This is a genomic window from Mesorhizobium sp. L103C119B0 (assembly GCF_000502235.1).
Classification (GTDB): domain Bacteria; phylum Pseudomonadota; class Alphaproteobacteria; order Rhizobiales; family Rhizobiaceae; genus Mesorhizobium.
Map to the genome: position 1 here is coordinate 1 of NZ_AYXE01000015.1, position 14,484 is coordinate 14,484.

The window sequence follows — 14,484 nt, forward strand, 5'->3', positions numbered from 1 at the left end:
GGAACGCAGGCGGTCGCGCTTTCGAGCTGGAACGACAAGCCCGAGGACGCCGCGGTCGTGCTGGTCCGCTCCTATTTGTGCGGCGCCACGGTCGTGGATGCGACCACCATTTGCGGCGGAACGAAGCTGCCGACCGTGTTCGTCCAGATAACGGCCACGGGCACCTGGGTGCCCCCGTTCAACTTCGGTGTCTTCCCGGACCCGCGCGCGATCAGCCATCAGGAGGTGATCCGTGTCCGCTGAAAGGATCGGATCCAGATGGCGCCGTGACTGCTCCGGCGCAGCCGGGCTGGAGTTCGCCTTGATCGCGCCTTTCCTGGTAATGCTTTTGTTCGGAATCTTCGCCTTCGGCTGGGCCATGAATGCCGTGTCGACCGTCCGCTATACGCTGGAAACCTCTTCTCGGGCGCTGCAGCTGAACAACACGCTTTCGCAGAGCGACATCCAGGCCATCGCCACGCAGAAATTGGTGAACCTGGGTCTGAAGAACGTCATTGTGACGATCGCGACCGACCCTGCCAGCGGCGGTTTCAAGATGGCGCATCTGACCGCCAGCTATGCCTTCGTCATCGCTTTCCCGTATTTCGACCAGTATCCGATAAATTACGCCACGACCGTCACGGTGCCCCTGGTTGCCAGCTAGGATACGGCCGGCTTCGTTGAGTTGGCGGCGCCGAACTCAGACGGTAACGGATCGACTGGGAACCATCGCTCGATCTGGAATTGTACTTGCAAGAGGTCGATTCTCTTCGCGGCTGTAGATGCTTAAAGCTCGCTCCTGAGACCTCAGGGATGGACTTTTTCTATGGAACTAAAGTCAGGCTGCTTGCTTGGTCGCGTCCGTGAAAATCACCGAAAACCAGTCCATCAGTGCTGCAACATGCCGACAGGCTATCTCAGTCACCAAGCCTTTGATCTTGCTGGTGATCCCGACAGGAATCGAACCTGTGACCTACAGATTAGGAATCTGCCGCTCTATCCTACTGAGCTACGGGACCACGCGGCCCGACACATAGCCGCTTCCGATCGTTTCGCCAAGAGGCTCGCCGAAGGCAATGAAGAGGCCGGCCGAAGGCTAATCGGCCGGCCTTTCGTCGGGGCAGGTCAGGCTGCCAGCGCCGTTTCGGCCAGTTTCACCCAGTAGCTCATGCCGTGCGGTATGACTTCGTCGTTGAAGTCGTAGGCCGGATGATGGAGGCCGGCGGTCTCGCCATTGCCGATGAAGATGAAGGCGCCAGGTCGGGCTTCCAGCATGTAGGAGAAGTCTTCGCCGCCCATCACCGGCTGGATGGCGCGGTGGACCTGGGTGTCGCCGGCGACATGTGCCGCGACATCGCCGGCAAAGACCGTTTCTTCCGGATGATTGAAGGTCACGGGATAGTTGGCGTCATAGTCGACAGTGATCGTCGCGCCGAAGGCCGTGGCTATTCCTTCGCAGATGGTGCGGATGCGCTCTTCCGACTTCTTGGCGATCTCTTTCTTCAGTGTGCGCACCGTGCCGGCAATCTCGGCGGTCTCGGGAATGACGTTGTAGGCGTCGCCGGCGTGGAACTTCGTCACCGAAACCACCACCGCCTCGACCGGATCGGTGCTGCGCGAAGCGACCGTCTGAAGGGCGCCGACCAACTGGCTGGTGATGACGATCGGGTCGATCGTGCCGTGCGGCATCGCCGCATGGCCGCCGCGGCCCTTCACGGTGATGGTGAACTCGGCGGTCGCCGCCATGATCGGGCCCGGCCGGATGGCGAACTGGCCCACCGGCAGGCCCGGCATGTTGTGCATGCCAAAGACGCGCGAAATATCGAAACGCTCCATCATGCCGTCCTTGACCATCTCGTTGCCGCCGCCGCCGCCCTCTTCCGCCGGCTGGAAGATGACCGCGACCGAGCCGGCGAAATTGCGCGTTTCGGTCAGATATTTGGCGGCGCCCAAAAGCATCGCCGTATGGCCGTCATGGCCGCAGGCATGCATTTTGCCAGGAATGGTCGAGGCATAGGGCTTGCCGGTGATCTCGTTGATCGGCAGCGCGTCCATGTCGGCGCGCAAGCCGATGGTCGCGCCTTGCCCCTTGCGGCCATGGATGATGCCGACGACGCCGGTCTTGCCGAGGCCCGTCACCACGTCGTCGCAGCCGAATTCCTTCAGCTTCTCGGTGACGAAGGCGGCGGTCTTGAAGACATCGAAATTCAGTTCTGGCGTCTGGTGCAGATGGCGTCGCCAGCCGGCAACTTCATCCTGCATCTCGGCGGCGCGGTTGAGAATCGGCATAATGGTTCCATCTCGCTGTTGGAGCAGACGATCTGGCCTGCTTGATTGCAATTGTGATTGCCATGCTTGTTGCCATCTTGGCACTTTGCCATCTTGGCGTCACATAGGGTAAATAGCACCCCAGACAATGTGATCCGGAAATTGAGGGCCGGATCAGGTCATGCTGGCCATCGCGTAACGAAATCTTACGGAGCCAGGGGCGACTACGGCAAGAGGCGATTTCGGATTCCATGATGCGGCACAGCCATATCCTCAAATTACTGCTAACGGGCGGCTTGGCGCTACCCATGCTGGCTGGGCCAGCTTTGGCCAATCCGGTGATCCTGTTCGACCTCAACAGCGGCAAGGTTCTGCAGCACCAGGACGCATTCAAGCGCTGGTATCCCGCTTCGCTGAGCAAGCTGATGACCGCCTATGTCAGCTTCCGGGCGATTGCCGCCGGCGAGGTCCAGCTCGATTCACCGATCAAGGTGACCAAGCATTCGGCGGGCGAACCGCCGAGCAAGATGGGCTTCAAGCCGGGCTCGGTGATGCGGCTCGACAATGCGTTGAAGATGATGCTGGTCAAATCGGCCAACGATATCGCCATGGCCATCGGCGAAAACATAGGCGGCTCGCAGGCCGGATTCGCCGTTCGCATGAATGCGGAGGCGGCGCGGCTCGGCATGACCGGAACGCATTTCGTCAATCCGAACGGACTGTTTTCGCCGGAGCAGTATACGACGGCGCGCGATCTTGCCCTGCTGGTGATGGCGATCCGCAAGGAATTCCCGCAATACGCCCCCTGGTTCTCGATCGAAGGCCTTGCCGTCGGCAAGAAGGCGATCTCCAACTACAATCTCTTGATCGGGCGCTATCCCGGCGCCGACGGCATGAAAACCGGGTTCGTCTGTCCCTCGGGCTTCAACATGATCGGCTCAGCGACACGCAATGGCCGCACGCTGGTCGCGGTCGTGCTCGGCGAAAAATCGGCGATCAGCCGTGCCGAGACCGCCGCCAGGCTGCTCGACCAGGGCTTTGCCACGCCCGACCCGAACTGGCTCACGGTCGCGGCCATGCCTTCCTATGGCGATACAATGTCACCCAACGACATGCATGATGAGATCTGCAGGAAGAAGGCGCCGCACGAGCAGTCCGAGGCGGCTCCGCCGGTGGCCGCGAAGGGTGCCGACGTGCCGAAATCGCCCTATCAGGAAAAGCTCGACCACGTGCCGACGCTGGTTGCCGTGGGCCTCGGCGGCGCCACCGGGCCGGCGCCGAAGGCGATGCTCGACCAGGGCGGCCAGGAATACGCCGATGTGCCGCTGCCGAGCTGGCGGCCAGACATTCCGGCGCCAAAGGGCGCCGAACCGGCCGCGGTGGGCCAGGCAACCGCGGTGCAGGGCGACCAGCTGGTCAAAGCCGCGAACTAGGCGATGGCTGGCTTTCCGATACCCGTCACGGTGGTCACCGGCTTCCTCGGCGCCGGCAAGACGACATTGCTCAACCGGTTGCTCAAAGATCCGGCACTGGTCGACACGGCCGTCATCATCAACGAATTCGGTGAGGTGGCGATCGACCACCTGCTGGTCGAGCAGGCCTCGGACGGCATCATCCAGTTGTCCGACGGCTGTCTGTGCTGCACGGTGCGCGGCGAACTGGTCGATACGCTGGCTGACCTCGTCGACCGGCTGCAGACCGGCCGTATCGCCCGCCTTGCCCGCGTCGTCGTCGAAACCACCGGGCTCGCCGATCCGGCGCCGGTGCTGCAGTCGATCATGGCGCATCCCGCCCTTGTGCAGGCCTTCCGACTTGATGGCGTCATCACGCTGGTCGACGCGGTCAACGGCAATGCGACGCTCGACGGCCATGTCGAGGCGGTCAAGCAGGTGGCGGTCGCCGATCGCATCGTGCTGACCAAGGTCGATCTGGCCAGCGATCCCGGCGACGTCGATGCTTTGCGAACGCGACTCCATCAGCTCAATCCAGGCGCCGTGGTGCTGGAGGCCGGCGACGGCCGAACCGGCGTCACGGCGCTGTTCGATTGCGGCCTCTACAATCCGGCGACCAAATCCGCCGATGTCCGGCGCTGGCTCGGCGAAGAAGCCGCCCATGAGCACCACCATCATCATGATCACGGCGAACATGAGCACCACCACTGCCACGATTCCCGCGTGCGCTCCTACTCGCTGGTCCATGACGGCCCGGTGCCGTTTTCGGCGATCGAGATGTTCCTCGACCTGCTGCGTTCTGCGCATGGCGACAAGCTTTTGCGGATGAAGGGCGTCATCGAGCTTGCGGAGGACCCGTCGCGGCCGCTTGTCGTCCACGGGGTGCAGAAGATCCTGCATCCGCCGGCGCGGCTGCTGGCCTGGCCGGACGGCCAACGCGGCACCAGGCTGGTGCTGATCACGCTCGATATGCCGGAAGATTATGTGCGCCGGCTGTTTTCCGCCTTCACCAACCGGCCGTCGATCGACACGCCGGATCGCGCGGCGCTGGAGAGCAATCCGCTGGCGATAGCCGGGGGCTGATTGTCAGGCTCGCTATGCGCCGCGTTCGACCAGGAAGCGGTGGCCGCCGCTGACGGCTGATGTTTCAACAAGCTGGTGGCCAGCGTCGGCGCAAAAGGCGGGGATGTCGATGACCGCCAGCGGGTCGGTGGTCTCCAGCCAAAGCCGGCTGCCCGGCTGCATTGCCGCCAGGCGTTTTTTCGCCTTGAGAACGGGCAGGGGGCAGTTCAGGCCCTTGAGGTCATAGATCGCGGTGTGATTTGTTTGTTTGTCTTCATGCATGTCTTTGTCCCAAAACCGCTGCGCACTTTTGGGCGACATGCATCGGCAAGGCGAAAAACCTCAGCCGCCGAACATGCCTAGCAGCTTGTTCTTGATCTTCGACATCCGGCTTTCGTCCGCCGGCGGTTCTGCAGGCGCCGCCTCGACGCTCGCAGTGGCGACCGGCTGCTGGGGGGCCTGCTTGGCTGCTTCCTTTTCGGCCAGCGCTTGGGCCTTTGCGGCTTGCTTTTCAGCCAGTGCCTGGGCCTTGGCGGCTTTCGCAGCCTCGATGGCAGCAACCCGCTGTTCCTCGGCCTTGCGCTTGGCTTCCTTCTCTGCGTCCAGCGCCGCCATCTTGCGGCCGGCGGGCGAATCGATGCGGCCCATGCGCGCCGTCTCGGTCAACGTGCCGTCGGAATTCAGCGACGGCGGTTCGATCGGCACGCGCTCGCCCCGGGCGCGGCGCTTCGACCAGTCGGAAACGATGCTGGCTTCCTTGATGCCGGCAATGGTCGGCTTGGGCGCCGGAACACTGGCCTTGACCGCGCCTGTGAAGGCCGCGTCATAGCTGCTTTGATAGGCGTTGAGTGCGCTCTTCAGCGAATCCGGCTGCGTGGTCGCGGGGCAGGCGCCAGTCGGATCGAATGTCGTGCCCTCAGGCGCCACCTGGTTGAAGACATAGCGCTTGTCGCAGACATCGACCTTCGGCGGCACCTTGGTGATCTCGAAATTGTCGTAACCGACCTTCAGCATCTTCCAGAACTCATAGTTCGGGTCGTTGCGGTAGCGCGCCATGTTGGCGGCGGTCATGCGGAATGGGAACGCCTGGATCTGGAACTCGGTCTGGCCGCCCTGGAAGGCATCGCGACCAAAAGCGTAGATCTGCTCGATCTGCGGGTCGGTCATCGAATAACAGCCCGACGACGAGCAGGCGCCGTGCACCATCAGATTGGCGCCGGTGCGGCCATTGGCACGGTCATAGGCGTTGGGATAGCCGATGTTGAAGGACAGGTGATAGTTCGAGCGCGGATTCATCTGCGACGGGCGGACCGTATAGAAACCTTCCGGCGCCTGGCGGTCGCCCTCCGTGTATTTCGGGCCGAGCTTGCCCGACCATTTGCAGATGTCGTAGCTGGCGACCATCTCGTAGCGGCCGGTGGTCTTGGCCTTCCAGATTTCGAGCTTGCCTTCTTCCTTGAAGATGCGAGCCATCACCGACGAGGTGCGGATCATGCCCTTGGCCTTCATGTCGGCCAGGATCTTGTCCGGCAGCGGCTTGCTGGCTTCCGGCGCAAAATTCTTCATAGAGGAATCGTTGCAGCCGGCAACGCCAAGCGCGGCGATCAGAAGTGCGGTGCGGGCAAGCTTGGTAAACATGGATACGGCTATGTCTTTTTCTCGCGTCACGGGCCGGATAGCGCCCGGTCCTGTATGCTGAACACTGACGGACACCCTAAGCCCGTTAACCTTGAAAATTCCTTACCGCAAGCGTCGGACGGCGTCCCCCACGGCAATTCGCCCGGTGTCACGGATTTTTTATTGAGCCGAATGCGGCGGCATTTTTATGGCGAAATTGCTCCTTGACGCCACATTGCGGTGCGTTGCCCGCCGAAATCAGAGGCTGCGGCCCATCGCCAGGTATTTTTCGCGGCGCTGCTCGCGAAAATCGGTATTGGCGCCGGCAAATTCCTTCATCGTCTTGGCAATGAGGTCGCCGGTGGCGGCGATCACCGTTTCGGGCGCGCGCTGGGCGCCGCCGAGCGGCTCGGCAATGATGGCGTCGATGATCTTCATTTCCAGAAGGTCCTGGGCGGTGATCTTCATGTTGGTCGCCGCATCCTTCGAGCGCGTGGTGTCGCGCCACAGGATCGAGGCAGCGCCTTCCGGCGAGATCACCGAATAGATGGCGTGTTCCAGCATGTAGACGCGGTTGGCGGTGGCGATCGCAATGGCGCCGCCCGAACCGCCTTCGCCGATGACGACCGAAATCGATGGCACTTTGAGGCCGAGGCAGGCCGAGGTTGAACGGGCGATGGCTTCAGCCTGGCCGCGTTCCTCGGCGCCAACGCCGGGGTAGGCGCCGGCGGTGTCGACCAGCGTCAGAAGTGGAATCTGGAAGCGGTCGGCAAGTTCCATCAGCCGCACGGCCTTACGGTAGCCTTCAGGGCGCACCGAGCCGAAATTGTGCTTGAGCCGGCTCGCCGTGTCGGAGCCCTTTTCCTGGCCGATGACGGCCACCGGTTCGCCGCGGAATCGGGCGAAGCCGCCGATGATCGCCTGGTCCTCGCCGAAATTGCGGTCGCCGGCGAGCGGCGTGAAATCGCTGAACAGACCCTTGATGTAGTCGAGGCAATGCGGCCTGTCGGTGTGGCGCGCGACCTGCACCTTCTGCCACGGCGTCAGCGCCTTGTAGATGTCGCGCAGCGCGTCGCGCACGCGCTTCTCGAGCCGGCTGATTTCGTCGCCGACATCGACCGCCTCGCCATTCTCGGCAAGCTTCTTCAGCTCGAGGATCTTGAGTTCAAGGTCCTGCACCGGCTTTTCGAAATCGAGGTAATTGTACATTCTTGAGCGGACCGATGCGTCGGAAGGCAAACATCGCGCAGATGTAGGCTCCGCGCGGGCACGTTGCCCTCACATAGCGATATGAGGCCTAGTCGGCAAGCGGATGATGATCGTTGACCAGCCGCACCAACCGCTCTTCCAGCACATGCGTGTAAATCNCTGCGTGGTCGAGATATCGGCGTGGCCGAGCAGCTGCTGCACCGCCCTGAGATCGGCGCCGTTCTGCAGGAGATGGCTGGCGAAAGCATGGCGCAGCACATGCGGCGAAATTTTCGCCGCCGATATGCCGGCCCGCGCGGCAAGGCCTTTGAGATCGCGGGCAAAGACCTGCCGGGAGAGAAAGCCGCTGTCGCCGGCGGCCGGGAACAGAAACGGGCTGTCGGCGAAAGCCGGCACCGTGGCCCGGGCTGTGAGCCAAGCCCGCATCGCCGTGCGGGCCTTGGCCGACAGCGGCACCATGCGCTCCTTGTCGCCCTTGCCGCGCACCATGAAGAAGCGGTCGTCGCGCTGGGCGACGGTCACCGGCAGGCCGACTAGTTCGGAGACGCGCAAGCCGGTGGCATAGAGCACCTCCACCAAAGCGTGCAGGCGCAGTGCAGCCACCCGGTCACCATTGACGGCATCGCCTGTCTCAAGCGCGGCGCGGTCGAGCAGCCGACCGGTATCGGCCTCGCTCATCGTCTTGGGCAGCGGCCGGCCCTTTTTCGGACTGTCCAGCGTGCCGGTCGGGTCGTCGCCGCGCAAGCCCTCGGCGTAGAGAAACTTGAAGAACTGGCGGATCGCCGACAGTTTGCGCGCCTGCGACGTCGACGCAAAGCCGCGCGCCGCGATATCGTCGAGATAGGCGCGGATGTCGGCTGCGGCGGCAGCGGCAAGCCCGCCGGCAATCTGCTGCGAAGCGTCTTCGAGATCACGGCGGTAGGAAGACAGCGTGTTTGCAGCGGCACCGCGTTCGGCGCTCATCATCTCGAGAAAGGCTTCGATGCGAGCCGCGCTGTTCATGTTCCAGGGGTCAGTTTTGGGTCAGTTTTTCTTGGGGTTCAGCTTTTCCGGTGGAATGCGCACGGTGATTTCGGCTTTTTTCGGCTCGACGAACATCGCCAACGCCACCATCGTACCATAGGCAATGCCGGCAAGAATCATCATCGTCACGACAAAGCGGAACAGTGTCGGCATCAATCTTCGCCCGTCTTCTTGCTCTGCGATTCCAAGCCCTGTGTCCTTATGGGACGCTAATTCCGTCAATTCAAGGACGAAGGGCTCTGCGTGCGAAAGGCGCTGTGCTTGACGCAAACGGGCTTTTGATGTCGATACGCCGGCAAAGACGGCTTAGAAACAGCATGGTCTCATGAACGCGTTACCAGCAAATCCTCCCGGCGATAGCCATGCCGCGCTGCTCGACAGGCTGGGCAGCCGCTCGATCGTCTTTGTCGGCCTGATGGGCGCCGGAAAGACGGCGATCGGCCGCAAGGTGGCGACGATGCTGTCGCTGCCCTTCGTCGACAGCGACCAGGAGATCGAAACCGTGTCGCGCATGACGGTGCCGGAACTGTTCGAACGCTATGGCGAGACCGAATTCCGGGCATTGGAGCAGCGCGTCATCCTGCGCGTGCTGGAGAGTGGGCCGCAGGTGCTGTCGACCGGCGGCGGCGCGTTCATGAATGCGCAGACGCGGGAAGCGATCGCCGGGCATGGCGTGTCGGTGTGGCTGAAGGCCGAGATCGACCTATTGATGGAACGCGTGTCCAAGAAGCAGAACCGGCCGTTGCTCAAAAGCGCCGATCCGCGCGCCGTGCTCGAGCGACTGATGGGCGAGCGCTACCCGGTCTATGCCACGTCCAACATCACCGTGCCGACACGCGACGACCGCAAGGAGGTCATTGCGACGGAGGTTGTCGACGCGCTGTGCGGGCATTTCGGCATTCCGGCTCCGACTGCGCCAGGCGAGGTGCGGCTGTGAGCGAACCGGTCACTGTCGAGGTCGGCCTTGGCGAGCGTGCCTATGACATCCTGATCGGCCCTGGCCTTTTGGCGCGCGCCGGCGCCGAGATTTCGCGCCGCCTGCCCGGCACGAGGGCGGCGGTGGTCACCGACGACAATGTCGCGGCGGCACATCTCGACGCGCTGAAGGCCGGTCTGGAAACAGGCGGCATCCAGCCTGCCGTCATCACTTTGCCGGCCGGCGAAAAGACCAAGAGCTTTGCCCATCTCGAAGAGGTGGTCGACGGCGTGCTCGCCGCCAAGCTGGAGCGCGGCGATGTCGTCATTGCGCTCGGCGGTGGCGTCATCGGCGACCTGACCGGCTTTGCCGCCGGCATCGTGCGCCGCGGCATGAATTTCGTCCAGATTCCAACCTCGCTGCTGGCGCAGGTCGATTCCTCGGTCGGTGGGAAGACCGGCATCAACAGCCCGCGCGGCAAGAATCTGGTCGGCGTCTTCCATCAGCCGAAGCTGGTGCTGGCCGACACCGAAGTGCTCGACACGCTGCCGATCCGCGAATTTCGCGCCGGCTATGCCGAGCTTGCCAAATACGGGTTGATCGACCGACCGGCGTTTTTCGCCTGGCTGGAAGCGAACTGGGAAAAGGTGTTCGCCGGTGGTGCGGAACGGGCGGAGGCGATTGCCGAGGCCTGCCGCGCCAAAGCCGATGTCGTCGCCCGCGACGAGTTCGAAACCGGCGACCGCGCACTGCTCAATCTTGGCCACACGTTCGGCCATGCGCTGGAAGGCGCCACACAGTATGATGGCGCCCGCCTCGTCCATGGCGAAGGCGTCGCCATCGGCATGGCGCTGGCGCACCGCTTTTCCGCAAGGCTCAATCTGGCCAGCCCGGACGACGCGGCGCGCGTGGAGGCGCATCTTCGCGCCGTCGGTCTACCCTGGCGGATGGCCGACATCCCTGGTGAGTTGCCCGATGCCGAGGCGCTGCTTGGCTTCATCACCCAGGACAAGAAAGTGTCGCGCGGCGCGCTGACCTTCATCCTGACGCGCGGCGTTGGCCAGGCTTTTATTGCCAAGGATGTACCGGCGTCGGAAGTGCTTTCGTTCCTCAGGGAGAACCACCCGGGCCAGGAAAGCCGGCAGCGATGATCAACGAGCCCGGCTGGACCGTCGTCGCCGTCCTTGCCATCCTCATCCTGCTGGTCCTGGCCGTGCGCACGCGCCTGCTTGCCATGTTCGGCTATGAGCTGTCGCGCATCGAGCCGCAGCGCTCGACACAGGACGAGTTGCGCGGCGCGGTCGACGATTTCCGCCGCGACGGCCAGATGGTGCGTGAGGACCGCGACCGCGTCGGCGGGCTGTTCGATCTCGCCGAGCTCGAAGTCTCCGACATCATGGTCCACCGCACCAATATGCGCTCGGTCAATGCCGACAATGGGCCGGAAGCGGTGGTGCGCGAGATCCTGCAAAGCCCGCACACCCGCATGCCGTTGTGGAAAGGCTCTCTCGACAACATTGTCGGCGTGCTGCACGCCAAGGACCTGCTGCGAGCGCTGAACGAGGTCGGCAACGACTTTTCCCGGATCGACGTGATGAAGATCGCTTCGAAGCCTTGGTTCGTGCCCGACACCACGACGCTGCAGGAACAGCTCAACGCCTTCCTGCGCGCCAAGGCGCATTTCGCTATCGTCGTCGACGAATATGGCGAGGTCGAAGGGCTGGTGACGCTGGAGGACATTATCGAGGAGATCGTTGGCGAGATCGCCGACGAGCACGATGTAGACATTCAGGGCGTGAAGCAGGAGGCGGACGGTTCCGTGGTCGTCGACGGCACCGTGCCGATCCGCGATCTCAACCGGGCGCTCGACTGGAACCTGCCTGACGAGGAAGCGACCACCATTGCCGGCCTGGTCATCCACGAGACGCAGTCGATCCCCGAGGAAAAGCAGGCTTTCACCTTCCACGGCAAGCGCTTCGTGGTGATGAAGCGCGACAAAAACCGGATCGCCAGAATCAGGATCAGGCCGGCGGGCGAATCTTAAAGGTACCGAGCAGGCCCGCCACATGACGCTCTTTGCCGAGCTTATGCCGCGATCTGGCTCGTAGACCGTTCGTGGATGGTCGCACCGGTTTGAGCGTCAACTGCGACCAGGCTGACCTCGTAGCCCCAGAGGCTGCGGACATGGCGCAGCGTCGCGTCACGGCTGGCCCCTTCGAGCACAACACCATCCTTTACCCTGTGTTGCAGTCGCAACTGCCGGTCGCCGAGCAGGTCGACATCAATCACCTGGATGTCCGGCCGATTCGCTCCAAGGTCGTAACCGTGGGCTAGCTCGGCCCGTATCTTGTGATAGCCACGTTCGTTGTGGATCGAGGCGACTTCGAAATGCGGTTGGTCGGCTCCATCGCCAAGCACGAAGAACCGCCATTTTCGGATCAAGCTCGGGCTGAGGTACTGGCGGATAAAGGATTCGTCGCGGTGGTTGGCCCAGGCCTCAAGCAGGACCTCGCGCCAGTTGCCATGTCCTGCAATGTCCGGGAACCAGTCGCGGTCCTCCGCCGTCGGCTCGGTCGAAATGCGCTGTATGTCCTGCATCATGTCGAGGCCGAGGGCATAGGGATTGATGCCTGAAAACCGGGGATCGTCAAAGGCCGGCTGGAAGATCACGTTCGAATGGTTGCGCAGGATTTCGAGCATGGCACCTTCGCCGATCCGGCCGCGATCGAATAGCATGTTCATGAGCGTATAATGCACGAAGGTGGCGCAGCCTTCATTCATGACTTGAGTCTGTCGCTGCGGGTAGAAATATTGCGCGATGACGCGGACGATCCTGATGATCTCGCGCTGCCAGGGTTCCAGGATCAGGCTGTTCTTCTCGAGGAAATAAAGGAGGTTTTCCTCGGGAAGGTTGAGCGATCTCTTGCGCTCCGCCATCCCTTGATCCTCATTGCCGGACTTGTTTTTGTTCTGCGACGGCGGCAGCGTGCGCCACAGATCGTTGTAGGAGCGCTCTTCGTATTCGAGGCGCTCGCGAAGCCCTTCGCGCTGTCGCTCCGACGAGAGCTTTGGCGGCCGGTGGTAGCGGAACACCCCTTGTTCCATCAGCGCATGGGCGGAATCGAGAATAGCCTCCACTGCTGCAAGGCCGTGCCGCTCCTCGCACCGGGCGATGTAGCCCTTGGCGAAGTCCAGATAACCCAGGATTGCCCCGGCGTCGGTCCATTGCTGAAACAGATGATTGTTCTTGAAGAAATGATTGTGGCCAAGCGCCGCGTGGGCCGTCACAAGGGCCTGCAAGGCCATGGTGTTTTCCTCCATGAGGTAGACGATGCAGGGATTGGAGTTGATGACCAGTTCATAGGCCAGCCCCCGACCACCCTTACGGTAAAGAAGCTCCTGGTGAAGGAAATGTTTGCCGAACGACCAATGCCGATACATCAGTGGCATGCCGATAGATGAGTAGGCGTCGAGCATCTGCTGGGAGGAGATTATCTCCATCTGGACCGGGTAAGTATCGAGATGCAACTCGTCGACCGCGATCGCCTCGATCTCTTCAAAAGCCCGCGATAATTTCTCGAAATTCCAGTCGGAACCGGAAAACAACAAATTCGTTTCGTTGGCTCGCCTGACCATCTCTCTCTCTCAAGCGCTCTTGATGGCCACCGGCTGCCTGGCGAAGAGCCGGTGGAAGACCGGGTAAATATCCGCGGGAGCAGCGATGCGGCTCATCTGGAAGTTGGGCCATTTCAGCTCGATCGTACTGTAGGCGCGCCAAAGCGACGTCCCGTTTTCGGTAGCACCGAATATGTGGCTCTCGCGTTCGTCGATGATCTCGACATAGGCGAAATACTGGCACAGGCGCATGAGCTTGCCGTTCATGAGCTCTATGCATCGCTCGGAATCGGTGGTGAAATTGTCCCCGTCAGAGGCCTGCGCGGCGTAAATGTTCCACTCGCTGGCAGGATAGCGCTGGCCGATAATGCGGTGCATTTCGTCGAGCGCGGTGGAGACGATCGTACCGCCGCTCTGCGTGTTGTAGAAGAACGTGTCCTCATCCACTTCGTGCGCCTCATGGGTATGGCGGATGAAGACGATCTCCGTGCGTTCGTAGCGCCGTTTCAAGAACAGGTGCAGCAGCACGAAGAAGCGTTTGGCCAAGTCCTTTTCGCGTTGGCCCATCGATCCGGACACGTCCATAAGGCAGAACATGACGGCATTGGCATTCGGCACCGGCCGGGCGTCGAAGCGGTTGAATCGGATATCGACCGGATCGACAAAGGCAATTCGCCTGCGCCGTCGCTCCAGCCGGTCAAGCTCGTCGCGTAATTCCGCGATGCGCTGGCGCACCGCCGCGCCGGCCGGGGCCGACTCAAGCGTGACGATTTCCCGGAGGATCGCCTCCAGTTCCTGCTGCGTGGGGCGCCTCAGCGCAATGCGCCGGCCTAGGCTGTTGCGCATCGTGCGGCCGGCATTGATGTTGGTCGGGGAACCAGTTGCCGCGAAGCCGGCCCGGCGCGGCTTGAAGGCAAGGATTTCCTTGAGATTGAGCTTAACCAGGTCGGGCAGTTCGAGATCCTCAAAAAAGAGTTCGAGCACCTCCTCGCGTGACAGCACGAAACGAAAATCGTCTTCCGACGCCGTGTTTCCTGGCGACGACGCCGCGCCGCCCCCATGCGGCTTCGGGAGCAGGTCTCCAGGGGAAAAATGCCTGTTGCCCGGAAGGATGTGTCGGCGCCGTCCGCTGGCCCTGTCATCGTTGAAGCTCGGCTCGGCCGTTTTCCTTTCAGGCATGGGCACGGCGTGCTCGGTATCCACGTCGGCGATCCTGCCAGTGCGGATTTGATCGCGAATGCTCCGCTTCAACTCCTCGCGAGCACGCCTGAGGAAGCGCTGTCGATTGCCAAGGCTCTTGTCCTTGGGATTCAGGCGACGGTCGATGAAGATCGGCATGGAACC

The 14,484-nt window shown here is 62.3% G+C and carries 13 protein-coding genes, 1 tRNA gene and 2 pseudogenes; 7 read left to right on the forward strand and 9 right to left on the reverse strand.

Annotated elements, in window-relative coordinates; translation table 11 throughout:
* Positions 1-243 (forward strand): annotated as a pseudogene (locus X728_RS1000000171100) (pilus assembly protein); the annotation flags it as partial.
* Positions 233-643: a TadE/TadG family type IV pilus assembly protein gene (locus tag X728_RS144090; RefSeq protein WP_023708223.1), complete on the forward strand. Its 411-nt coding sequence runs from the start codon at positions 233-235 to the stop codon at positions 641-643. The pseudogene X728_RS1000000171100 and the gene X728_RS144090, both read left to right, overlap by 11 nt.
* Before the next feature lie 278 nt (positions 644-921).
* Here the strand turns inward: X728_RS144090 and X728_RS144085 are convergent.
* Both X728_RS144085 and X728_RS144080 read right to left on the reverse strand, forming a co-directional pair.
* Positions 922-998 (reverse strand) — tRNA-Arg (locus X728_RS144085).
* Positions 999-1,104: 106 nt separating this feature from the next.
* Positions 1,105-2,268, reverse strand: coding sequence for a M20 aminoacylase family protein (locus X728_RS144080; RefSeq protein ID WP_023699100.1), 1,164 nt, complete (start codon positions 2,266-2,268; stop codon positions 1,105-1,107).
* 233 nt (positions 2,269-2,501) lie between these two features.
* On the opposite strand from X728_RS144080, the gene X728_RS144075 reads away from it, so the two are divergent.
* A complete protein-coding gene (locus tag X728_RS144075; RefSeq protein WP_023832491.1) occupies positions 2,502-3,680 on the forward strand; it encodes a D-alanyl-D-alanine carboxypeptidase family protein in 1,179 nt (392 codons plus the stop codon).
* A gap of 3 nt (positions 3,681-3,683) precedes the next feature.
* Positions 3,684-4,781, forward strand: coding sequence for a GTP-binding protein (locus tag X728_RS144070; RefSeq protein ID WP_023815674.1), 1,098 nt, complete (start codon positions 3,684-3,686; stop codon positions 4,779-4,781).
* A 12-nt stretch (positions 4,782-4,793) separates the two neighbouring features.
* On the opposite strand, the gene X728_RS144065 is transcribed toward X728_RS144070, so the two are convergent.
* The 5 genes and pseudogenes from X728_RS144065 to X728_RS144050 form a co-directional block, all read right to left on the reverse strand.
* Positions 4,794-5,042 carry a sulfurtransferase TusA family protein gene (locus X728_RS144065; RefSeq protein WP_027050749.1) on the reverse strand — a complete coding sequence of 83 codons (249 nt, stop codon included), beginning with the start codon at positions 5,040-5,042 and terminating at the stop codon, positions 4,794-4,796.
* A gap of 60 nt (positions 5,043-5,102) precedes the next feature.
* A complete protein-coding gene (locus tag X728_RS144060) occupies positions 5,103-6,398 on the reverse strand; it encodes a murein L,D-transpeptidase family protein (RefSeq protein ID WP_023832492.1) in 1,296 nt (431 codons plus the stop codon).
* Positions 6,399-6,635: 237 nt separating this feature from the next.
* Entirely contained in the window at positions 6,636-7,586 is a 951-nt protein-coding gene (locus tag X728_RS144055) for an acetyl-CoA carboxylase carboxyltransferase subunit alpha (protein ID WP_023670665.1), read from the reverse strand.
* Between the two features lie 88 nt (positions 7,587-7,674).
* A pseudogene (locus X728_RS01000000167105) lies at positions 7,675-8,588 on the reverse strand (site-specific tyrosine recombinase XerD).
* Between the two features lie 21 nt (positions 8,589-8,609).
* Positions 8,610-8,762 carry a hypothetical protein gene (locus X728_RS144050; RefSeq protein ID WP_023670666.1) on the reverse strand — a complete coding sequence of 51 codons (153 nt, stop codon included), beginning with the start codon at positions 8,760-8,762 and terminating at the stop codon, positions 8,610-8,612.
* A 172-nt stretch (positions 8,763-8,934) separates the two neighbouring features.
* Here X728_RS144050 and X728_RS144045 point away from each other — a divergent pair, with 172 nt between their 5' ends.
* The 3 genes from X728_RS144045 to X728_RS144035 are packed head-to-tail and all read left to right on the forward strand — an operon-like array spanning position 8,935 to position 11,569.
* A complete protein-coding gene (locus tag X728_RS144045) occupies positions 8,935-9,546 on the forward strand; it encodes a shikimate kinase (RefSeq protein WP_023670667.1) in 612 nt (203 codons plus the stop codon).
* Complete coding sequence (aroB, locus tag X728_RS144040; RefSeq protein WP_023694054.1) at positions 9,543-10,676, forward strand: 3-dehydroquinate synthase; 1,134 nt, start codon at positions 9,543-9,545, stop codon at positions 10,674-10,676. Before X728_RS144045 ends, aroB begins: the two co-directional genes overlap by 4 nt.
* Positions 10,673-11,569, forward strand: coding sequence for an HlyC/CorC family transporter (locus X728_RS144035; protein ID WP_023670669.1), 897 nt, complete (start codon positions 10,673-10,675; stop codon positions 11,567-11,569). The genes aroB and X728_RS144035 overlap by 4 nt, the downstream gene beginning before the upstream one ends.
* A gap of 41 nt (positions 11,570-11,610) precedes the next feature.
* On the opposite strand, the gene X728_RS144030 is transcribed toward X728_RS144035, so the two are convergent.
* Together X728_RS144030 and X728_RS144025 are read right to left on the reverse strand one after the other, a co-directional pair.
* On the reverse strand, positions 11,611-13,161 hold the full coding sequence (locus X728_RS144030) for a SpoVR family protein (RefSeq protein WP_023685369.1): 1,551 nt from the start codon (positions 13,159-13,161) through the stop codon (positions 11,611-11,613).
* Between the two features lie 9 nt (positions 13,162-13,170).
* Positions 13,171-14,478, reverse strand: coding sequence for a YeaH/YhbH family protein (locus X728_RS144025; protein WP_023685368.1), 1,308 nt, complete (start codon positions 14,476-14,478; stop codon positions 13,171-13,173).
* Positions 14,479-14,484: the final 6 nt, after the last annotated feature.

What these genes read in the sequence shown, in the direction of transcription:
- X728_RS144080 (WP_023699100.1), bottom strand. Translation starts at nt 2,268, where the DNA reads ATGCCGATTCTCAACCGCGCCGCCGAGATGCAGGATGAAGTTGCCGGC.
- X728_RS144075 (WP_023832491.1), top strand. Translation starts at nt 2,502, where the DNA reads ATGCGGCACAGCCATATCCTCAAATTACTGCTAACGGGCGGCTTGGCG.
- X728_RS144070 (WP_023815674.1), top strand. Translation starts at nt 3,684, where the DNA reads ATGGCTGGCTTTCCGATACCCGTCACGGTGGTCACCGGCTTCCTCGGC.
- X728_RS144065 (WP_027050749.1), bottom strand. Translation starts at nt 5,042, where the DNA reads ATGCATGAAGACAAACAAACAAATCACACCGCGATCTATGACCTCAAG.
- X728_RS144060 (WP_023832492.1), bottom strand. Translation starts at nt 6,398, where the DNA reads ATGTTTACCAAGCTTGCCCGCACCGCACTTCTGATCGCCGCGCTTGGC.
- X728_RS144055 (WP_023670665.1), bottom strand. Translation starts at nt 7,586, where the DNA reads ATGTACAATTACCTCGATTTCGAAAAGCCGGTGCAGGACCTTGAACTC.
- X728_RS144050 (WP_023670666.1), bottom strand. Translation starts at nt 8,762, where the DNA reads ATGCCGACACTGTTCCGCTTTGTCGTGACGATGATGATTCTTGCCGGC.
- X728_RS144045 (WP_023670667.1), top strand. Translation starts at nt 8,935, where the DNA reads ATGAACGCGTTACCAGCAAATCCTCCCGGCGATAGCCATGCCGCGCTG.
- X728_RS144035 (WP_023670669.1), top strand. Translation starts at nt 10,673, where the DNA reads ATGATCAACGAGCCCGGCTGGACCGTCGTCGCCGTCCTTGCCATCCTC.
- X728_RS144030 (WP_023685369.1), bottom strand. Translation starts at nt 13,161, where the DNA reads ATGGTCAGGCGAGCCAACGAAACGAATTTGTTGTTTTCCGGTTCCGAC.
- X728_RS144025 (WP_023685368.1), bottom strand. Translation starts at nt 14,478, where the DNA reads ATGCCGATCTTCATCGACCGTCGCCTGAATCCCAAGGACAAGAGCCTT.